Raw genomic sequence first — 22,817 nt, 5'->3', positions numbered from 1 at the left:
TGAGCGTAGCGAGTTTAAAATCATTTAGGTGAAAGGAACGGAATTTAGCTTTTGACTTCTAAGCCTTGAATTTTTTGCTTCGTTTTTGTTTCAAGGCAAAAATGAAGAAGGAGGAAGTTTGGAAGTAGTCCCTTTAAAGTTGATAAAAGCGTCATTTAATAGTTTACGATTGACGAAACACATAATCTATTCGACAAAATTTCAAGCTTATGAAAAATATAAAAAACTTCTTTCTAATCGCTTGCTTAATGGGCATGTTGGGCTGTCAGCCTGATAATCCCAATGAGATTTTGACAAGTGAAAGAGCCATCATTTCTTATTTTATTGATGGCCTTCAAATCGGTCCTGCAGAAATAAATAGGACACCCAATGAAAGTGACTTTACCATATACGTGATAGACGGTATGGATCTTACTAGTGTTACTCCTGTGATAGAGGTTTCTTATGGTGCTACTATTTATCCTGCTTCAGGTGAAGCCGTAGATTTATCTTCTGGAACGTTTACGTATCAAGTGACTTCAGAAACAGGTGATGTAAGAGATTGGGTATTGACAGTAGAGTCATTTGATAATAAACTACAGGGTAAGTGGAAAGTAGGTAAGCCTATGGAATTCCATTACTTTATCGGCGAAGGTGAAAGCTGGGGCTGGGAAGGTGTAAAAGACGTAGAGTGGACATTACCTGGAGCTGGTGCGGCTACTGACAATGAACTAGAATTTATGACTGTTGGTGTGGATGAAGTGGGCAATCTTTATGGTACGGGTACTTATTCTGCTGGTGCAGATAGTCAGTTTGAAACATTTGTATTAGAAGGTGCTTGTTTAGGTGCTGACCTTGATTACGCTCCTTATTATGGAAGAATGCCTCAAGGTGAATTTGATTGGGTGTTGAATCTAACCAACAATACAATTGTATTAACCCAAGATGGAGTTACAGAAACCACACTTCCAATTGAATGGGAAGACACTGAAGATTTCTCCATTTTCCAATTGGCTTTTGAACCGCAAGCTTATGAATTAGGATGGCAGGATTGTAATTACAATGAGTTGGAATTAAACTACGGTAAAAAAGTTTGGTATACTATCATTCGTGAAGGTGCGGAACTTCCAGATGAAGAAGAGGAAGAGGATAAAGATCCTGTCATTCCAGAGTACTCGCCAATTTCATTAAATGGTGACTGGGGAATTGAGGACATTGGTTTCTGGCCAGGTGGAGATGCTGGTATCTGCGATGATTATGATAATATCTTACGTTTCAGCAATGAATCATTCGATACATCAACAGGTATTTTATCAGGTGATTTCCAATACTTGGCAGGGGCTGACGGTATCCTTACCAACGGAAACGGTACTGATTGGGTAGTTTTCCCTGAAAGCGGAACATTCGAATTAAAAATCTTACAAAACCCAGATAATACAGAAAGTAGAGAATTCTGGACAATGAAATTTATTGCTACTGACGGTACTGAACTTGAAGTACCAAACGCTGTAGAAGGTAGCGGAGCGGATAATTTCACATTAAAATTTAATGGTGGTTTTGCAGGAAGTGACCAAGAGGCTCACTGGTACAAATTTGTAAGAAACTTTGTAGGGACTAAACCATGTGACGGTGAAACTCCTGTTGACCCAACGCCAGATCCTGATGGTATTTTCCCTGAAGGAAGATGGACTGCCAGAGAAGGAGTGTTATTGAACACTTACTATTGGAACAGTGATGACGATCAAGGACATCAACGTTATAGTGATTCACAAGCAGCGGATAACGATGTAATTACGTTCTCAGAAGTTGAGCAAAATGATCAGGTATACACTGGTAAAATTACGGTTGACTACGGAGCGGATGGAACATTTGATGTAGGTGAGTATACTATCAAATCAGGTACATTTACTTACACTGTAACAGGTGAAGAGTGGGGTGCTCCAGTAGGAAATATGGTGATCAATACAGAAGATGGTGGAACTATCACTTATTCTAAAACAAACCTTTGGAACTCTAAAGGAGATTTTGATTTCCAAATCAAATTTAATGTTGATGGAATCGGAGAGGTTTACTATAGAATTACAGATAAGTAATTTCAATAAAAGGTGAACGAGAGATTAGAGAAGTAAGTCTAGTCTCTCTTAACTAAACATTTCATACTATCGGGCGCTATTCAATGTTTTGGGTAGTGCCTTATTTTTAAAAAACTATTCCAATGAAAAAAATATTTATTTCCTTCTTATTTAATTTGATATTCCATCAACTAATTGCTCAAAATTATCTTTCAACAGAAGTTTACCCTGATAAAAAAGTAGCTTTTCGAATTTATGCTCCTGATGCGAGTCACATTGAATTAAAATCGTATGATAAGTGGGATAAAGTAGATTTTATAAAAGATAGCACTGGCGTTTGGGAAGGCTTTTGGTATAATGTTGAAGATGGAATTTATACTTATTATTTTGAGGTGGATGGAATGAAAGTAGTTGATCCTCAATCACCATTGATGAGAGAAAGTACACCGACTTTTGAGGTGAAAACGAAAGAAAATTTCTACTCTTTAAAGGAAAATGTGAAACATGGGGCATTGTCAAAACGATACTATTATTCGAGTACTTTACAAGAAACAAGAAGACTGCATGTATGGACTCCTTTTGGGTATGAAAAATCAATAGAAGAATTACCTGTTTTATATTTGATTCATGGAGGAGGTGGAAATGACCTTTCTTGGTCTAACGCAGGGTGTACTGGTAACATTTTAGACAACCTACTTGCTGAAGGTAAAATTGAACCGATGGTGGTTGTAATGCCAAATGGAACAATAGAAACAGAACACATATTGGGCAGGGTTCCTATATTCAAAGACGAATTAATCAACGATATTATTCCATTTATTGAGTATACTTATAAAGTAAAAACAACATCTTCTCAACGAGCAATTATTGGACTGTCTATGGGCGGGTTGGAAACTTTAGAAGTGATTATGTATCATCCTGATCAATTTGATTATGTTGGGGTTTTAAGCTCTGGATGGTGGTTAAGTGATACTTGGAAAAAAGCGAGAGGAATTGTGGATGATAAAGCGTTAAGAGAGCGACAAGTTAAAGCAATTTCAAACAGTTTTAATAAGCATAATAAGTTGCTCTATTTTACACAAGGAGGACAAGAAGATCATGCTTATGATAATGGGATGGAGACGCTGGCTCTATTTGATAAAGCAGGTATTTCTTATCAATTTAAATCCACTTCTGGAGGACATACTTATAAAGTTTGGAGAGAAAATTTATTGATGATTGCTCCATTACTTTTCAAAGACCTTGATGATTAAAAATAAATATGGAGCATAATTTTCATCTTCAAAAAAGTATTGATTATCAATGAAATAGTATGTGATTAAAGCACTAAATTCTAAGATCTTGTGACTAGGAACATTGAACCGTATAAATGGTTCATCACTGAAATAAATTATTACTTAAGGATTTGGATGAATGCAGATAATGTAATTGGTACTTTTATGAAGAATGATATTGGTTATAAAAGTGGTCCGTGCAGTGGTTCGTGAGACGCAAAGCATTGCGTCTCTACAGGAGGATACTCCCACTTGATATGGATTGCTAAATTGAAAAGGTATCGTTATGTAGAGCCACAATGCCTTGTGGCTCACGAACCATCATAAAACCACTTTAGGAACTCAATTCTTAAATACCTTATTTACACTGTCAACTAATTTACTTATACTTTTTGTTGTAGAAATCAGGAGATTTCTGATGATCATTAGGACACGAATGACGCTTTCGCTTAACATTCGCGCCAGTGGGTGAAAGAAGCTTGGAAGTAGTACCTCGAAAGGTGACGATAGATTAGTTTACAGCAAATCCCTTCACCAATTCCTTCTTAAATCAACTAGCACATGAAATGTATTACTACTAAGGTTCAATTTTTATTGATGACCTCTCTTCTTCTTGCACTTTGCAATTTAGAAATCAACGCTCACCAAAGAGTATTCCTTTCCGATTGGGAACAAAGCACCTTAAACTTTCAAGCCAGTAACAATGCAAGTTACACCACCGTCAACAATCCCAGTCAAGATGCTGTCAACTCATCATCACAAGTAGGAAAGTTTGTATCTACAGCTTACCAATGGGATTTTCTTTCATTGAACCTTTCAGAAGAAATTGATTTTGAGAACTATCCTGTTTACAAACTCAAAGTCAGAACATCGGCGGTTGGAACCATAATGATGAAGTTTGAAGACGGTCCTTCAGGAAGTTATGTTGCGAGGTATGCCACCCCATCAAACACCAATCAATGGGAAGAGCTAACGTTTGACTTCTCAGGAATAGCCAATGGAAACTATGGAAAAATGATCATCACTTTTGATTATACTTCCACTACTGCTGGAGTTGAATGGTATTTAGATGACTTTGTAAAAGCAAAACAAAACGTTGATACCACTCGCCCAACACAACCACAAAGTTTATCTGTCACCAAAACCTCTTCCAAAAGTGTGTCCCTCCAATGGAACGCTTCCTCTGATAATGTAGGAGTGATAGGTTATGTGATATATAAGAACAATACAGAAGTAGGTCGTTCTAACACCACTTCCTTCGAGGTATCACAACTCAATGCGAATAGCAATTACACTTTTACCGTCAGTGCTTATGATTTGGTGGGGAACGAATCAGGGAAAAGCAACACTGTCAATGCTACAACCCAAAACATGGGTAACGGAAACTTTATCACTTCTGTCAGTTTGCAGAAAACAAGCATGAACCTCTATGATGATTTGGAAGTGGATATTCAATTGAATGCGCGATATTCAGATCCCTACAACCCCAACAACATCAAAACGGATATGGTCTTGATCACTCCTAGCGGAAAAGAGTTGGTAGTCCCTTGTTTTTATTACTCAGGTGTTTCTAGAAATTCCCTTTGGAAAGGAAGATTCACACCCCAGGAAACAGGACAATATCAGCTGGTGGTAGATGTGGAAAAAACGCAAAACTCACAACGTTCCGGTGTTTATACTTTTACAGTCAACAATTCTTACAACGATGGTTTTTTACATACCAATGAGGCCTCTTTTTATAATCTGAAGTTTGATTCAGATCGTAAGTTTAGAGGAATAGGAGAGAACTTCGCATGGGAAGCCCGTTTGGATTTAGGAGATGATCAAACTTTCACCTACGATTATTTCTTTCAGCAGATGAAAAGTAAAAATGCCAACTTCATTAGAACATGGATGTGCCCTTGGAACCTTCCATTGGAATGGAAAAAGACAGACTTTGGAAGATACACCGATGGAAATGAAACCTACAATCTATCTGCCATTGCTCGAATGGATTGGATGTTGGATCAGGCTTCTCAAAATGGAATTTACATCATGCTGACTTTGGATTATCACGGAGCACTATTAGAAGAACCCGACTATTGGGGAGGAAACAATTATTGGTGGGATCATAATTATTACTCAGGTAATGGAGGTCCAATCTCTGATCATAAAGCATTTTTCACGAATGAAAGTGCCAAACAGCTTTACAAAAACAGATTAAGATATATCATTGCAAGATGGGGTTATCATACAAATATTGGAGCCATTGAATTATTCAATGAGGTGGACAACCTGATTCGAGACGAGAACTTTAATGCCAATGACATCGAAGCATGGCACAATGAGATGAGTACTTATTTGAAATCCATTGACCCTTACAATCATATTGTAACCACAAGTATCACGGGGGCGGAGATCAATAATATGTTTCATCAACCCAACTTGGATTTGATCCAAAGTCACCCTTACGGCCCTGTTGAAGGAGTAATTTCAGCCATTCAAACGCTTACCGATCGATACAATAAACCTTATGTAGCAGGAGAATTTGCGGATGATTGGGTAGCTCCCACTTCACAAACGATGGCTGATTACCAAAAGTCATTTCACAGAGGATTATGGACTGCACTATTCCAGCCAACGCCCATTTTACCTATGACATGGTGGTGGGAAGATTTTACTTATGAAGGTTTTAATGATGAATTGACTTCTGTATCAGCTTACTCTGACATAATGCTCAATGCCATGAATGATCAAGAGCAGACATTGACCATCACAGGCAATGATAATATTGATAAAATGGGAGTAAAAGCAGGAGATAAATTGTTCGTTTATTTTTACAATAAATCAACCACAACACGATCTCCGAACATGACCATCAGTGGTGTAGACAATGAACTCTATTATGTAACTTCTTTCAATACCACCACAGGAATAATGCAAAATGAAGCTTCAGTATTGGGAAGTAACCGACAGCTTGTGATTGGCCTTCAAAACTTGCAAGCAGGAAAGGACATCGCTTACATTATTCAAAAAGGGAGCTATTATTTATCACAAAGCAATCAAAGAAAACAGTTTTTAGAGCAGGCTGATCAGCTCAAAATATACCCTAATCCAAGTACAGGGATTATCAACCTGGAAAAGCCAGAAGATTACCATCATTTGACCATTTACACGGCTTTAGGAAGAGAAGTTTTATCGGTTGATTTAGATAGTGCTCGTGAAAAAATATCACTCAGCGATCAAGAAAAAGGAGTGTATTTATTGAAGTTTTTTGATGTTAATGGCAATGCTACAGTGAAGAAAGTTCTTTTGAATAAATAGATCTGCATCAAAAAAAATAGTGGGCTAGTAAAAACGAATTTACTGGCCCGCTATTTCTATTCTTTTGGGAAACTAATTTGATAAACCTTCTTCTCTTTCTCGTTCTCCTATTTTAATTTCATTAAGTATAAGGTGGCTGTATGATGCTTTATCAGGAATGTTTGTTTCTGCAAAAAATTCACTTAAGTAATAGAATCCGTCAGCTTGTTTCTTATAAACTACTCTTTGATCACTAAAAGAAAGTTCTTTCAGCGGATATTTGGTATAAGGCCAGTAATGACTAAGTCTTTCAACATCATGCACCACTGAATATTTTGCTTCAAGAATGGCATAGCTTTCAGCATCAATATATAAAGTCCCGTAAAAAATTTTAGGTTCCAATATAACTGTTGAACGGAAACTTGTTTCCTCAGTAGAGAATTTTAGCACATAAATTTCTTTTCCATCTTTGACGATCACATCCGAGAATTCGAAATCATATTTAGAGGTTTTACTTCTGTTTAAAAAGTTATTATTTCGCACATTGACAATGTCAGAACCATAAAGCCAATTCCCAAAGGCAAACTTATTCATATTTTCAGCATCTAAAACAGTATAAGAGACGGTATCATTTTGTACAGCATCTAAAGGGCAGTAAGAGGCTCTGAGCACCTTTCTAAAACCTGTATATCGCATAGGAAACATCATTTCTGGCTTATATCCGTTTTTATCATATACTTCAAAATCCATTTTATAGAACCTCTGGTCCTTTGTTCCCAAAGGAGTATAAATAAATTCGTTGTAAAATACTTTTGTATGAGGCTCTTGATTGTAGTTATCAGGAATTGCTTTAATTACCTTTTTAAGAATTCCTTTCGCAGTGATAGGTTCAGAAGAAATAGTTAATGTAGTCATTTCATCTACTTTTTGCTCTAAGTAGATTTCTACAACATTGTTAGATGGAGCAATTTTGATTGTTTTATATCCAATAGATGAAATCACAATAGAGTCTTTTTTAGAAGGAATGGCAATAACAAATTGCCCTTTTTCGTTTGATGCGGTACCTCTTTTGGAATCAGTGGTGATAACACTGGCATAGGGGATAATAGCTTTGGTTGTATTGTCATATACAACGCCTTTTTGTTTTTTGAAACTAGCATTGTCCTTGAAAAAAAGACTTGGAATCTCTACTTTTTCTTCTTTTTGGAGCTCAAAAGAGTAGGTGGTCTGTAGTGTGTCATTTTGAATATTTATTTCAGTATTAAAGACACTTTCTCCACAGTTATACAATTTAGCCGTACCATCCCTCATAGCGTCAACAAAGAAGATCCCATCTACTACTTTAGACCAATCTGTAGCAACATCTTGAATATTCTCTTTGTCAACTGTACCGATCATGGAACTGTTGATCACCTCAGAAGTGGAAAGAGGCAAAAAACCAAAAGGACGAGAGGTGGCATAAAACTCATTTTCAATAGTAGGCAGTTCATCGTCACCTTTTACTTTTCCTGTAAAACCTAAAATATAAGCTTGATCTTTCAGCTTCTTTTTAACGTAGCTTCCCATTGGGGAAAATGCATCCAATCCCTCATTTGTTCCTCTTATACTATTCATCAAGTGGCCAGTAGCTCCCCATACAATCATTTTCTTATGAGGATACTTTTCCATAAGGTACAGGGTGTTTTCAGCCATTAAACGGTCTCTGATGTTACTGTCTTTGGCTTTAAACTCCTCCATTGATTTGAAATTTACTTTATTGTAATAATAGTCTTTAGCGGTTTCGGAAATAAAGTAAACTGTTTGAGCTAGATCTTTTTTTTGAGGAACTGAAGACGCAAGGATTCTTTGTTTAAGTTCCTTGTTTTTTTGGAGGAACCCTTCTAAATCTTCTTCCTCAGGGAAATGATATTCTGAAATAAATTCGATGTATTTATACCAATCCTGATACGCTGTAACAGAATTAAAAAAAGGAGAGAAGTCTTCTCTAAAAGCATTTTCAATATTAAATCCACTGATTTGATTGTCCATCCCCATTACTTTAATACTGTCATAGTTATTGACTACATAATCCATAAAAGGATGGAATTCAGCTTGAGTATGCCAAATTGGGAAAATGCAATTAGTGTAAGCCCATTTCTTATTTTCACCTTTCTCAATTGCTTCATGAGCTTTATTGAGGCCATAAAAACCGCTCTCAAAAATAATCATGTCAAATCCCATTGTTTCATGAAGCATTTTCATTACTTCAATTTTGGCAGTGAAAATATTTCCATGAAAATGATCGGGTTCAGCAAGCAAAACGATTTGAGCATCACCAATATCTTTTTTCAAAGCATCAAATTGATGATAATCTAATGTGTCATAAAAGAAAAATGGATGTTGGGTTTGAGCATTAGATACATTTGTAATGGCGATGAACAAAAAAATATAAAGTACAGTTGATTGAAGTTTTATAAATGAGAAAAACATTTAAATGAATTTAGTTTTATATTTTATTTAATTTGTATGACAATATACTAGATTAATCTTGAATTCTTAAAAAAGTATGAAATATAGTCTATACTTTGTTATAGTAGCTTTTAGACATAAAAAAGCCTCCAAGTTCTCACTTGAAGGCCTGATCTATCGTTCGTGTTAGTATAATTAATATGTGATAGCGATACCTTAGCGACGATTCAATTTCAATACTTTTTTCTGTAATTTAGAAACGTCTTCTCCAGCAAACATGCCTGCCAAGATCGCTTTGTTATATGTTTCGATGGCCATTTCGTTAGCACCATTTAATGCTAAGTAATCACCTTTTATCTCTAAGTTTTCAGCGTTCTCATTGATTGCGATTGATTTTTCAATCCACACATAAGCCTCGCTTAAGTTTGTTTTCAATTCAATACATCTGTCAGCAGCGTTAGCATAAGCAGCCCAGTCAGTAGCTGTTGCATTTTCAACAGCTGCACGCAATTTGTCAATCTCGTTATCTTCGTTATCAGTCGGATTAGCGAATGTAGGATTTACAGTGATGATTGCAAATAACGCTAGAACTAGAAGTTGTTTTAAAGATTTCATGACTATATATGTTTTGTGTTTTCTTGTATCATTGAATTATGCTTTACTATATACTAAAGGCTTGCCAAGATTGGTTAACTTGTTGCTAATTAGTTGTTTATGTCGTTGTTTTGTATTTTTAAGTGTATTTTATACATAATTTTTATTTCATATTTGAACAATATGTTCATAAACGGTCATTTTTAATGAATTTATCGAAATATAATTCTGTTCTAAGTTGTTTATTTACATTTGTTTGAAATTATATTTTGATTTATATGTAAAATACGTTGTTATTATTCTGTGAGTGGTTTTGGCTCTTCCTTCCTTTTTTACCACTTATTAAAAAGAAAAGATGATAATTATTAAATTTATAATTAATAGAGTGTTTTTTTAGTAAATGTGTAAATATTAATTTTTTATATCAATATTTTTTATCAAATCATTAATTGTTTATGATGTTCGTTTTTTATTAATGTAAAGTGTACGCTTTTGAAAAATGCATCAAATTTGACTATGAATTGACCATTTCATCCTTCAAAAAAGAGGAGATTAAAATGGATTGCAGTGCTCTGAAAAATGTCAGATTTCAAGCTTTTCTGACTTTTTTTAATTATATTTTTAAACAAGTCCTTACATGGAGTGTTTATATACACAAAGTAAAAGGTTTACCCTATACAACAACTAACTCGACACGTGAAATGAAAACTACTATCTACACCCTATTATCTCTGTTATTGGCTTCTTGTAGCCTGATTGATTTTAACGTAGCACCTGAAGATTTAGAGGTCCGTTACAACAGCGATGAAGCAGTGCTATTGAAACCTTATGTAGACAAATATCTAGAAGAGGCTTCCAAAAGAGGAATACTTTTACATCACAAATCCATTGATGTTTTTGTGGAAGAAAGCAATGATCCGGAAGTATTGGCCAAAGCTTGCTTTTATTGCCGTAAGCTGACCGTTTACAACAATTCAAAAGTATGGAGAGAAATGCAGCGTCGTTCTTTTGATATTGATTATGGAGTAGGATTAAAGTTACTGGCTCATGAATTGAATCATACGCTAATAGATGCAGACCATAGAGGAGTGAAAGGAGAAACTATGAGTGTCATTTTTGATGACCAAAGCGAAGTAGCAATCCTGAGCCTTATGACGCAAGGAGACAATGATATTCCAGATTTGAGAAATGAAACATTGTCTTTCCTATGGAATGAATACTACTGGGATGAGTTGTTTGAAATTATTCCAACCAATAAGCAGTTAATATTCGAATAATAATAGCGGTTATTGAGAACAAAAAAAGCCTTCAGTTTAAATTCCTGAAGGCTGTAATTTTATATTTTTATAATATTCTAACGGCGTGATAACTTTAAAACTTTCCATTGCAATTTTTCAATATCTTTTCCTTCAGACATTCCTTCCAAAATTGCTTTATTATAGGTTTCAATCGCCATATCTTTTAATCCATTTAAAGCGAGGTAATCTCCCTTCACTTCTAAAGTTGCACTATTTTCATCAATTTCAATAGATTTTTCAATCCACACATATGCCTCACTCAAATTACTCTGCATCTGAATACATCTTTCAGCTGCTTTTGAGTAGGCCGCCCAATCATTAGCAGAAGCATTCTCAACCGATTCACGCAATAATTTAATTTCAATATCTTCATTGTCTGCAGGACCTGCAAATAAAGAACCCACTGAAAATGTAGCAATTAATGCGATAACTAAAGTGTGTTTTAATGATTTCATGACTGTATAATTTTAGTGTTTTTATTTCGATTATATACACGGTCATGTTCATTTAAAAGTTGAAAATGTATATTTAATTTCTGTTAATCAGTTGGTTAAATAAGACTTGTTAAGGTTTAAGTGTGGTTTTTACTCTATATTTTATGAAATGTTAGTATTACTCTCTAAACTAAATCATTGTCAACTTTCAATCGACATTTTTACAAGCTTTTTATGTTCTACTTCCAAGCTTACTTCCTCTTCATTTTTCCATTGATGAAAAACGAAGCAAAAAATCTAGGCTTAGAAGTCAAAATCTAAATTCCACTCCTACCCACTGGCGCGAATGTTAAGCGTCATTCGTGCCCTTCAAATCATCAGAAATCTCCTGATTTCTAAATGTAATAAATAACGAAAATTTAGTTTACAGAGCATTTCATATTTAAAAAGAAAAAGTTCGATTGAAAAACATCCAATCGAACTTTTTTAAACTAGAGAAATATCAAAACCTTATTTTACAATAAATGGTTTTGAGATGATTCCTTTGTTGGTATTTATTCTTAAAAAATATATACCATTACTGTATCCTCTCACATCAATGATAGAAGCATTTATAGTATCTATTTTAGCTCCTTGGTTTGTAATCACTTCAATAGATGAAATAACAGTTCCAGAAGGTGCCATTATTTTTACAAAATCTGAAGCAGGGTTAGGGTAAGCAATAATTTGAGATTCTAAAACAACATCATCAATACTCAAAGCTTCCTCAATAGTGAAACTTGTATTCAACTCACGGGCAGTATAAGGAGTTCCATCAGAGGTGACCCCTGCAGGAGTAGATATCACTAAATCAACGACACCACTCTCTTTGTACTTTAATTCTAAACCATCGAACTCAACTGATTCAACAGAAGATGTGACACTCAAGCCAGGTGCAGTAGTGACAATATCCAATGTATAAGTAGGGTTTGTTAGATTAAATGGAATGGACTCTGGGATATTGAAAGTAATGACAGGAGAGTAGAAGTCTGATTTTCTTTCATAGAGTTCCCATTGTTGAGTGTCGTTGTTCCATTTTTTAGTAATGTTTGAGATTGTGTTTGAATTTGATCTGATACCAAGCCAATCTTCAAGCTCGTTATTCCATGTATATTTATACGATAGATCATATTTATGTGAAGGTAAATATTTATTTTCGGCTTTATCAAATTCAAAAAAGGCAATATAAAAGTTTTCAACCCGACCACTAAGAATTTCTATTATTTCAATTTCTTTCCATTCTTGCTCTATCCAATAGAAATATTCTGTTTCTGTAAGCCAGCCCTCTCTTTTTGGTGTATCTACAGACATATTTTTAATTTCTATTACTTTTGATTTATTTTTCCATTCACCATTAATGCCTTCAGCAGACTCAGTAACTATAAAACCATTTACATTTTTATAGCTAGTTATTTTGGCTGATTTATTCCATTTTTGATTAATCCACCTTAACGTTTCTATTACTTTTTTACCTGAAATTTCAGAGGTTGTAGTTTTATAGTTTGGTATCCATTCGTTTTTAAACCAAACATCATTTTCATAAATAGTTTGTTCCCCTTTCTGAGTTGTTGTTTCACTGTGGGTAAATAACCAACGTTTGTTATTAAAATCCCACTCAGCATATTCAATTCTATTTCCTTTATCAACTTTTTTATATTCTCCAATCCATTCATCACTTTTATAATTCCAAATGTATTGAGCGTATGAAGACCAATTCTCATTGGCTGACTGTTCATATTCTTTTTTCAAAGAACCTTTCCATTTTTCATGAGTACTATCCCAATGATATGTAGCTAGAAATATATACTGATTTTCGTTGTCTAGCTGATATTCGTTCTTAGTTTTATTTTCAAAGACGCCATTTTTGTATTCATATTTAAAAAAGGTGTATACTTCATCTTCCTCAGAGTAGGTTTGGTTATATTTTATGACGGCATCAAATGTAGATCCATTATAAATATATTGAGTAATTCCCGATTGGACTCCGTTGGAGTTTTCATATTCATACTTTTCGATAGGAACCCAATTAGGAGAATTATATGAACCATTATTTGAATAGTAAGTTCTAGAGGTAAGATTATTATTTACAGAGTCTTCTTTTATAAATAAAGAATGATCTTGAGTAACATAACCATCAAACTCCTCTTTTAGATTATAAGTGCTCCTGAATGTTTCAAATTGATTACAGATTTCGTGAATATTAGTTGAACTATTTAAAAGAGTTTTATAGTATTCTTTCAGTCTTGATCTTTTTTTGGGGGAAGCGAAGTAGGTTATTCTTTCAGTTGTTTTTGTTGATATTTCAGTTTCTCCTGCATAAGTAATATTATGGTAAGTCTCTTTTTCAATAAATAACTCTTCATCGTACTTATACTCCCACAGACTATTTTTTAACCAATAATCCTCTTTATAAGAATAATCTGTAATGTTAAATATATTTTTATCTATATATTCATATTCTTTCTTATTCGAGTTTGACCAACTTCCATTATTATATTTTTGTGTAGTAGTTTTAATATAATCATTATCTTCATTATATACATTCGTAGTTCTATAACCTTGAGTGTATTCTTTTTTATCATCATCCCAGTTTGAAAAAGATAATTCTAATATTTTATTGTTGTTTTCATTATATTCATACTCTCTTTCTGAAACATTGATCCATTTTTTATTTTCGAATTCTTGAGATAGACTATGTACAGTATTTCCGGAGGTATCGTATTTATAGAAATATTGATTTCCAGTCATATTTTGTTCATCGTCAAAATTATATAGTGTTTTACTAAATATAAAATTATCTAAATCGTTGTAAGCATATTCATGTCTATAATTACCTTTCCATTCTTTTCCGTCCCATTTATAATTATTGATATACTCATATAGCATATAAGAATTATAATATTTTTGTTCTATTTTGTTGCCTGAGGTGTAGTTGTTGGGAAGACCGTATAAGTGAATTTTAACGGTTTCATAATCCTTAAAAGGTGCATATTCATATTCAAATTTATAGCTGATATCTGGATTCGATGGAATAATTCTTTCCTCTAAAAGGATTCTACCTTTATAATCAAATTGAAAAATATCTGTAGAATAAGCTTCATTGGACCAATCATTATCCATTAGTTTAAATTCCTGTTTTTTTGTTACACTACCATATTCATCATATTCATAAGTTGTATATCCATTTTTCTCCCAGTTATCTATAGCTCCGGTATATGTTTTTTTAGAGGTTTCATTTCCATCATTATCATAAGTTAAATCAATTCTACGATTAAATTCCCATTGCTCCTTTTCATTATTCCAGTCACTCATCATCCATGTTGAAGCATTATCTTTAACTATTGTAGTATAATAATATTGTTGTTGATTAACCCATTTCTCTAGATCTTGATCCCATTCTTGAATAATTTCTTTGGTCATATTGTCATCAGTATAATCATAACTGATATTGAATTGATATCCTTCGTCTTCACGGAAATCAATTTTAGAAATTAAACGTCCTTTTTCATCATAAGTAGAAGTATCGGTGCTTACTAGTTTCCATTCATTATTATTGTTACCAACATAATATTCTATTTTAGTGTTATACCCATTTTCATCAAAAGCATAGATATATTTGTAATTTTTATTCCAGCTCTCATCTATTTGATCATAAACCTCATTTTCAACTAAAGTTTGCTTTTCATTAGTGTAATTATAAGTATTCTTATTAGTTGGTATAAATTTCTTCTTTTCAGATGACCAAGAGAAATATATTCTTGATAAAACTTGGTTTTGATCATTGTAAACAGATGTTGATTTTTGTAAACCTATCCAATCTTGTTGAGACTCATTCCATTTATATCGTCCATATAAGATTTGATTTCCATTATTATCATAGTTGACGACCTCTTTATTTCTTTTTTTTAAATTAGTAATTAGTGCATTACTATAACTTTCAATTGTTGAAATTAGTCGGCCATTATTATCTATTTCATACTCAATAAAATCAGAAAGAACCCAATCCGTAGTTTGTTTACTCCAATAATAATGTTTTCTAGAGATTAAGTTGTTATTATCATCATAAGTATATTCATCTTTAAGGGATCCTAAATATTCTTGTAAATTTGCATCAAAATCATAAAAGCTATTGTATTCATAATCAATATTTATTTCGATTGGATTAGAAAGACTATGATACTTGAATTCTCTCCTATATTTTTTTTCTATTTGTTGAGTAAAATCGTCATATTCATACCTTTCTTCAATACCTTCTAATTCACTTTTCCATGTGAATTTTGATATAGAAACTGTAACAAGCTTTCCTTCTCTAATAGCCTTATTATTACTATTAATTAATTGTCCATCGTCATTATACTCAAATGCAGCTTCGTCATTGATATACCAATTATCTTCTTCATCGAGTACATAATTTTGATAAGAGATTTGATCATTGTTACTATTGAATGTTCTATACATCTTCTGAGTTGGGATTGAATCTGTTGAAGAAATAATCTTGTACCAGATCGTCGAGTCAAATAGAAGTACGATATCATCTTCTATGAGTAATCTTGAGCCACTTTTTCCAATCACTTCATTTTTATTAATATCTATATTTTCTTCAGATAAGATATTAAAAACTTTCTGCTCATCTTCTAATAGTTGGCTGTTGTACGTAAGGTGCGTTCTAATCCAGTTTTGTCTATCTTTTAAAAGTTTTTCTTTCCCCAATTTTACATGTTCAATAAATGAATTAGTAAGTTGATTAGGGAGTTTGGTTTCAGAGAAAGTCAGTTTAGTTGGGTTAGTACCTCTTTCTCTACTTGAAATATCAATCGTATCTATTCCATACTTCAATTGAAAATGATTCAACTGTTCTTTTCGTAAAAAATCATTATAATACGAAGATATTATCTGATCATGTTTTTCATTTGCAGTAAACGATTTAATTTTTTGTGCTTTTGAATCGATTTCTGCTGAGTCTTTTTGAATCTGTTTTTGGAAGTTATTTTCTTCCAGCCTTCCATCTTCGGTTGTAAGATTGTTTGTTGAAGTATTGTGCTCATCATTTAGTTTAGTGATTTCTTGAGCATAGTTGAAATGAAACACTATGAAGCATCCCAAAAATAAAAAGTATTTTAATTTCATGATTTGATAAAATAATAGTTCGCAACATCTCTTGTCAAAAAGTTTTGAAAAGAGTCATCTTACTTTAAGTGTTTTAAAAAGTATAAATTTAATTATGAATCAATGTTTTACAAATGAAAAACAATGTAACAAATAAAACATCATTGATGTGAACCTTTATTTATAGTTGATCTGATTTATCATCACACTATAGACAAACAAAAAAATGCTGTCGGAAAGCTCCAACAGCATTTAATACTAGCTCAATTCAATTAATTATTTTATATCTTTTTGCTAACTACTTATCTTGTTAGCTTCAACAATTTCTTTTGAACATTTTGGATGTCAAAAGTATCGTCGTTTAATCCTTTCAAAATGGCTTGTCTGTAAGCTTCTACAGCCATGTCTTTAGCACCATTTAGTTTTAGATAATCTCCTTTCAACTCGTAGTTTCTAGCGTTAGGAGCCATCTGAATTGCTGTTTCTAACCATACGTAAGCTTCGCTAAGGTTAGTCTTTAACTCAATACATCTTTCTGCTGCATCAGCATACGTAGACCAATTGTCAGCGTTTTCTACTGAAGCTCTTAGTTTCGTAATCTCGTCTTCGTTGTCTGTGTTAGTTGCAAATGTTGTATTTAAAGAAACAAGTGCTACGAAGATGAATGCGAAGAAATATTTTAAAGTTTTCATAACAGCTATATATTTTAAAGTGCAATTATTTTTTTGTCTGATGCTTAGAATAATACTAATCATGTGCCAAAAGAAGTTAACTTGCTGTTATAGAGTTTGTTTGCTGCTGGTTTGGGTGTTTTAAGTGTAAAATACATACTTAAAACAGTGCTTTTAATGAACAATGTGTTCATAAACGTACGAATTACTCTTTTTATTACAGAATAATATTCTGAATGTTGACCTAGGTCAATAAAAAATCAGAATAAATGATCATGATCACCATTGTTTTTTGTGTAATTATTTCGATAATGGAATGGGAGTGCATATTGATTGGTGTTGTTTGTTAGCAGAACTGTAAGAAATGATCTAATTTTTGAAATATGTATATTTTTTAAGTTGAATAATTATTTATATTGCAATGTTAGGCTATTTAATGGTAGTTTAATTATGGATTTCATAAAAGTGTCCGCTTTTGGATACAGCTTTTCAGAGTAGTGTTCATAAATGAAAAAAAAGGTGTCTTCATTATAGAAAACACCTCTTTTTAGAATTTGAAAACTTGGAATAATACTACTTCAGCTATTGAACAATTAAAATCGTGAGTATTGGATTTTCTTTTTTAGCCTACTCTGCGTTAGAATATCATCACGTAGCTTCGGCTATGCTCTTCAATTCTGCCTTGATTAGACTTAAAAATAATAATCCAACTTATCCCAATTTTAAATGCTCAACAGCTTAAACTTCTTGGTTTAGATCCCAGCCTTCTAATATATCTGCAACTTTTCTTACCATCATACCTCCAAGAGCACCATCTACTACACGGTGATCATAAGAGTGAGAGAAGTAAGCAAATTGACGAATACCGATTGTATCACCTTGTGGCGTCTCAATAACAGCAGGTTTCTTTCTGATTGTGCCTACAGCCATAATCGCCACTTGTGGTTGAAGAATGATAGGCGTACCGATTGTGTTACCAAATGAACCAATGTTAGATACTGTGTAAGTACCACCTTGTAATTCGTCTGGCTTCAATCTGTTTTCTCTAGCACGGATTGATAAGTCCTGAATCTTAATGGCCAATCCGCTTAAACTATAGCGGTCCGCATTTTTGATGACAGGAACAATAAGGTTACCGTTTGGCATTGCTACAGCCATACCAATATTGATATCCTTTTTCACTACGATATTGCTACCATCCACTTGTACGTTGATCATTGGATATTCTTTGATCGCTTTGGCAATCGCAGAGATAATGATCGGCATAAAAGTAAGGTTGGCACCTTCTTTCTTCTTAAAGCTTTCCTTGTGTTTGTTTCTCCAAAGCACAACATTTGTCAAGTCAGCTTCCACACAAGAAGTCACGTGAGGAGCAGTGTGCTTAGAGCTTACCATTCTATCGGCAATCATCTTACGCACTCGGTCCATTTCGATCACTTCATCTCCATTGTCTAAAGCAACAGCTGGAGGAGGCGTAACAGCCTTTGGAGCTGGTGCCGGAGCAGAAGTTTGAGCTACAGGAGCTGGAGCTGCTGTTTTTGCAGAAGCAGATTGAGGTGCTCCATCTTTAATGAATGACAAGATGTCATCTTTAGTCACTCTGCCATCTTTTCCAGTACCTGGAATTGAATCTAAAACTTCTTGTGAAATACCTTCAGTCTTCGCAATATTTCTTACTAATGGAGAATAGAATCTATTTCCACTTTTTGCACTAATTTCAGTTGGAAAAGAAGCTGCTTGATTGATATCAGACATAATTGTCTGTGCCACTTCCTCAACATCTTTTAGGGGTTCTTCAGCAGGAGCATCGTCTCCGCCCTCCGTTTCAACAATAGCTATTGGAGAACCAATCTGAACGACATCGTCTTTCTGAACTAAGATTGATTTGATTACACCTTCCACTGTTGCTGGAACTTCCGTATCTACTTTATCAGTAGCTACTTCCACTACAGACTCATCCAATGTAATTGTGTCTCCTTCTTGTTTTAGCCATTCTAAAACTGTGGCTTCCATAACGCCTTCTCCCATTGCAGGAAGAACCATTTCTACTTGTGCCATATATATTTAGTTGATCTTGTGTCTTTCTTGAAAACAATGATTTTGTGCAAAGGTAATAAAAGTGTAGTTAAAAAATTAGTGTTCAAATAACACTAAAAGAAATTAAATTAGGTCATTTTAAAATTCTATTGTTAAAAATTCTTAGAAAACCCTCAAAATTGTCGTTAAACCAAACATTCTGAAATTCATTTCATAGATTAAAATCATCAAATTATTTAAGATATTTAATCGTAAAGTAGAACAAAACTGCATAATTAATGCTTTATTGAAAGTCTACACCTTAATATATAGCAATGAATAAAGAACAGATCAAACATATATTCTTCGATTTAGATCACACCCTTTGGGACTTTGAAAAGAACTCGGAAGAGACCTTAATCGCATTATTTGAAAAATATGAAATCGGAAAACTGGGTACTTCTGTAGAAGAGTATTTAGTAGCCTATAAAACGACGAATCACGAATTATGGGCCCTTTATAATTTTGATAAAGTCACCAAAGAGGATATCCGATTAAGAAGATTCCCTATGGTATTTGAAAAATTAGGTATCGATGTAAAACACTGCCCACCCAATATCGGTGATGAATATTTAGAAATCTGCCCTACAAAACCCCATCTGATGGAAGGGACGATACCTTTATTAGAAGCATTAAAAGAGAAATATGCATTACATATTATCACCAATGGCTTTGATAAAACACAAGCCATCAAATTATCCTCTACAGGTTTGGGTAAGTACTTTGAGGTAGTCGTGACTTCAGAGTCATGCGGAGCCAAAAAGCCATTCCCTGCAATTTTCCAATATGCCTTAGACCAAGCAGGTGCCTCAAAAGAAGAATCAGTGATGATAGGGGATAATCCAGTGACGGATATAAAAGGTGCGAAAGATTTCGGTCTAAAAACGATTTATTTTGGAAACGGTGAATCAGAAGCAGACGTTGAGGTCAGGAAATTAGATGAAATATTGAATCACCTGTAGGGGCAGACCTGCGTGTCTGCCCGCTGAACCACCAGAAAACATATTATATACATTTATATATAAAACGTAAACCCACAGTGGGCAGACACATAGGTCTGCCCCTACATGTCTGCCCGCCGAACCACGAGAAAACATATTATATACACTATATATAAAACTAAACCTACAGCGGGCAGACACATAGGTCTGCCCCTACGTGCCCCGCTGAACCACCAAAAAACACCTGGTTATTTACGAATAATGCACATCAATCGCTTCCAAAATCGTATCACACGCCTTATGAATTTCTTCATCGGTGATGGTCAATGGAGGAGCAATTCTAAAAGCATAAGGGGTAGAAAGGAACCAATACGTGATCACTCCTTTTTCAATACAAGTGGTCACTACATTATTGACTAACTCAAAACTTTCCATATCGATGGCAAACATCAAACCCTTACGACGAATTTCTTTTACCGCTGGATGTGATTTCAATCGATCTTCAATGATTTGTCCTTTACGATCAACGTCTTCAATGATCTTTTCTTCCTTTAGAATATTAATCACCGCATTAGATGCCGCACAACAAACCGGATGACCACCGAAAGTAGTAATGTGACCTAAAATAGGATCATGTGATAGGACTTTCATTTTTTCAGCAGAAGAAACAAAACAACCCATGGCCATTCCACCAGCCATTCCTTTCGCGATAGTCAAAATATCTGGAACAACGCCAAAGTGTTCGAAGGCAAAGAACTTACCCGTTCTGCCGAAACCTGTTTGGATCTCATCAAAAATCAATTGAGCACCTACTTCAGTACATCGATCACGAAGAGCCTGCATGTATTCAATATCAGGAATACGAACACCAGCATCCCCTTGGATAGGTTCAACGATGACACCTGCCGTTTTCTCTGTAATATATTGTAGGTCTTCTTTTACATTAAAATTAATAAAGCGAACATCTGGCAAAAGTGGACGGAACGCATTCTTCTTCACCTCATTTCCAGAAACACTCAATGAACCGTGCGTATTGCCATGGTAAGATCTATTGAAACTCAATAATTCCGTTCTTCCCGTATATCTTTTAGCTAATTTTAATGCTGCTTCATTGGCCTCCGTTCCCGAATTGACAAAGTAGGTACTGTTGAGTTGATCTGGTAAAACAGACAAAAGGCTTTTAGTCAGCTCAATCTGAGGTTTCTGTACCATCTCGCCATATACCATTACAAATAAGTATTTGTCTACTTGTTCCTTGATCGCTTTAATCAATTTTGGATGACCATGCCCCAAGTTGTTGACTGCAATCCCCGAAATCAAGTCCATATACGACTTCCCTTCTTTATCATATAAATAAACACCTTTGGCATAATCCACCTCAATCCCTAATGGATAAGGAGAAGTCTGTGCCTGATGTTCAAAGAATATATCTTTATTCGATTTATTTGAAATATCCATGTAGTTCTATTTTTCACAAAGATACACAACAGTGTAAATGCTTGAAACTAAATAGTTCTAAACAGTAAAGGTTTTGAAAATGGACTGAGAAATGAGATAAAAACAGGTTTGGTCTTTTTGGGATACTTTTTGACCTTTTTTGGGAAATCGAAGCGGTGAGAAAGGCGTTTTTATATACTGTAACAACTCTTACAAGTGATTTAAAAAGAGAGAGTTACTACAAATTATTATTGTCTACATTAAAACAAATATACTATTATGAAAAAGTTTATTATACCTGCAGTTTTAGCGATGTTTATGTTCTCATGTTCTGAAAGTAACGATATTGAACCAATTGATCCTAAACCAGAACACCCAGTTTATGAGGAAGTAGACCCAGGTTTTGGTGTTCCGCTTCCAGAAAATCCAATTGAAGAAGATAACAATTAATCTGTCATTCAGATATCAAATATATAGCTTAGAAGGGCAATGATAAAGAAATTTATTGTTGCTCTTTTTTTGTGTGAAATTGTTGTTGTACCTTATTTTCATTAAAAGTAAGATATGGAACAGTTACTAAATCAATTACAAACTTATACTTCTCTCACTTCATCAGAGCAGAAAACATTAGAACAGGCAATTTTCAAAAGAACTTATGCTAAAGGGGAAATGATTTTTACAGAAGGAAAAATTTCTGATGAAATCTATTTTGTGACCAAAGGTTGTGTAAGGCTGTTTTATAATGTTGATGGAAATGACAAAACAGCTTTCTTTTATACAGAAGGACAGTTTATTTGTGCAGGAGAAAGCTATACTTATAATGTTCCTGCTATAGAAAATTATCAGGTTTTAGAAGATTCTGAAATTTATATTTTTACGAAAACGAATATTGAAAAACTAATTGACGTCTTTCCAAAACTAGAAATTATAGCCAGGGTGGCAACAGAAAATGAGTTGATCACTTATCAAAAAGTATTGGCTTCTTTTATCACAAAATCCGCAGAAGAGCGCTATCAAGACTTGTTGAAAACCAAAGGCGACTTAGTTCAAAGAGTCCCGCAACAATATATCGCTTCCTTTTTAGGTGTATCACCAGAAACATTGAGCAGAATAAAAGCAAGAATTTACAGGAAGGAGCATTCTTGACGATCGTCAAGAGCATTCAT

14 protein-coding genes are annotated in these 22,817 nt (G+C 34.0%); 7 read left to right on the top strand and 7 right to left on the bottom strand.

Annotated features, from left to right (window positions below; genetic code table 11):
- Nucleotides 1-209 precede the first annotated feature (209 nt).
- The 3 genes from AVL50_RS21135 to AVL50_RS21125 all read left to right on the top strand — a co-directional run bounded on the left by AVL50_RS21135 (nucleotide 210) and on the right by AVL50_RS21125 (nucleotide 6,628).
- A complete protein-coding gene (locus tag AVL50_RS21135; protein ID WP_157491478.1) occupies nucleotides 210-2,072 on the top strand; it encodes a hypothetical protein in 1,863 nt (620 codons plus the stop codon).
- Between the two features lie 122 nt (nucleotides 2,073-2,194).
- A complete protein-coding gene (locus tag AVL50_RS21130; RefSeq protein WP_062618474.1) occupies nucleotides 2,195-3,304 on the top strand; it encodes an alpha/beta hydrolase-fold protein in 1,110 nt (369 codons plus the stop codon).
- Between the two features lie 582 nt (nucleotides 3,305-3,886).
- Nucleotides 3,887-6,628, top strand: a complete 2,742-nt coding sequence (locus tag AVL50_RS21125; RefSeq protein WP_082795947.1) for a T9SS type A sorting domain-containing protein — start codon at nucleotides 3,887-3,889, stop codon at nucleotides 6,626-6,628.
- Between the two features lie 72 nt (nucleotides 6,629-6,700).
- Here the strand turns inward: AVL50_RS21125 and AVL50_RS21120 are convergent, their stop codons facing one another.
- Both AVL50_RS21120 and AVL50_RS21115 read right to left on the bottom strand, forming a co-directional pair.
- Nucleotides 6,701-9,076 (bottom strand): erythromycin esterase family protein, encoded by a 2,376-nt coding sequence (locus tag AVL50_RS21120; protein ID WP_062618472.1) that lies wholly within the window; start codon nucleotides 9,074-9,076, stop codon nucleotides 6,701-6,703.
- 195 nt (nucleotides 9,077-9,271) lie between these two features.
- Nucleotides 9,272-9,670, bottom strand: coding sequence for a hypothetical protein (locus tag AVL50_RS21115; protein ID WP_062618471.1), 399 nt, complete (start codon nucleotides 9,668-9,670; stop codon nucleotides 9,272-9,274).
- A 680-nt stretch (nucleotides 9,671-10,350) separates the two neighbouring features.
- Between AVL50_RS21115 and AVL50_RS21110 the strand changes: the two genes are divergently transcribed.
- Complete coding sequence (locus AVL50_RS21110) at nucleotides 10,351-10,926, top strand: hypothetical protein (protein WP_157491477.1); 576 nt, start codon at nucleotides 10,351-10,353, stop codon at nucleotides 10,924-10,926.
- Nucleotides 10,927-11,003: 77 nt separating this feature from the next.
- On the opposite strand, the gene AVL50_RS21105 is transcribed toward AVL50_RS21110, so the two are convergent.
- The 4 genes from AVL50_RS21105 to AVL50_RS21090 form a co-directional block, all read right to left on the bottom strand.
- Complete coding sequence (locus AVL50_RS21105; RefSeq protein WP_157491476.1) at nucleotides 11,004-11,402, bottom strand: hypothetical protein; 399 nt, start codon at nucleotides 11,400-11,402, stop codon at nucleotides 11,004-11,006.
- 489 nt (nucleotides 11,403-11,891) lie between these two features.
- A complete protein-coding gene (locus AVL50_RS21100) occupies nucleotides 11,892-16,547 on the bottom strand; it encodes a T9SS type A sorting domain-containing protein (protein ID WP_082795946.1) in 4,656 nt (1,551 codons plus the stop codon).
- Nucleotides 16,548-16,828: 281 nt separating this feature from the next.
- Nucleotides 16,829-17,218 carry a hypothetical protein gene (locus tag AVL50_RS21095; RefSeq protein ID WP_062618467.1) on the bottom strand — a complete coding sequence of 130 codons (390 nt, stop codon included), beginning with the start codon at nucleotides 17,216-17,218 and terminating at the stop codon, nucleotides 16,829-16,831.
- A 717-nt stretch (nucleotides 17,219-17,935) separates the two neighbouring features.
- Nucleotides 17,936-19,255 carry a dihydrolipoamide acetyltransferase family protein gene (locus AVL50_RS21090; RefSeq protein ID WP_062618466.1) on the bottom strand — a complete coding sequence of 440 codons (1,320 nt, stop codon included), beginning with the start codon at nucleotides 19,253-19,255 and terminating at the stop codon, nucleotides 17,936-17,938.
- A 293-nt stretch (nucleotides 19,256-19,548) separates the two neighbouring features.
- On the opposite strand from AVL50_RS21090, the gene AVL50_RS21085 reads away from it, so the two are divergent.
- The gene (locus AVL50_RS21085) at nucleotides 19,549-20,235 is read left to right on the top strand and encodes a YjjG family noncanonical pyrimidine nucleotidase (protein WP_062618465.1); all 687 of its coding nucleotides are present in this window, start codon (nucleotides 19,549-19,551) and stop codon (nucleotides 20,233-20,235) included.
- A gap of 231 nt (nucleotides 20,236-20,466) precedes the next feature.
- Here the strand turns inward: AVL50_RS21085 and AVL50_RS21080 are convergent, their stop codons facing one another.
- Entirely contained in the window at nucleotides 20,467-21,672 is a 1,206-nt protein-coding gene (locus AVL50_RS21080; RefSeq protein WP_062618464.1) for an aspartate aminotransferase family protein, read from the bottom strand.
- A 258-nt stretch (nucleotides 21,673-21,930) separates the two neighbouring features.
- Here AVL50_RS21080 and AVL50_RS33090 point away from each other — a divergent pair, with 258 nt between their 5' ends.
- Together AVL50_RS33090 and AVL50_RS21075 are read left to right on the top strand one after the other, a co-directional pair.
- Complete coding sequence (locus AVL50_RS33090; protein ID WP_157491475.1) at nucleotides 21,931-22,101, top strand: hypothetical protein; 171 nt, start codon at nucleotides 21,931-21,933, stop codon at nucleotides 22,099-22,101.
- Nucleotides 22,102-22,215: 114 nt separating this feature from the next.
- The gene (locus AVL50_RS21075; protein ID WP_062618463.1) at nucleotides 22,216-22,797 is read left to right on the top strand and encodes a Crp/Fnr family transcriptional regulator; all 582 of its coding nucleotides are present in this window, start codon (nucleotides 22,216-22,218) and stop codon (nucleotides 22,795-22,797) included.
- The last annotated feature ends 20 nt before the right edge of the window (nucleotides 22,798-22,817 follow it).

Source organism: Flammeovirga sp. SJP92 (genome assembly GCF_001583495.1).
GTDB lineage: Bacteria > Bacteroidota > Bacteroidia > Cytophagales > Flammeovirgaceae > Flammeovirga.
Note: the sequence above shows the minus strand (reverse complement) of the source record. Positions and strands in the feature narration are given on the sequence as shown.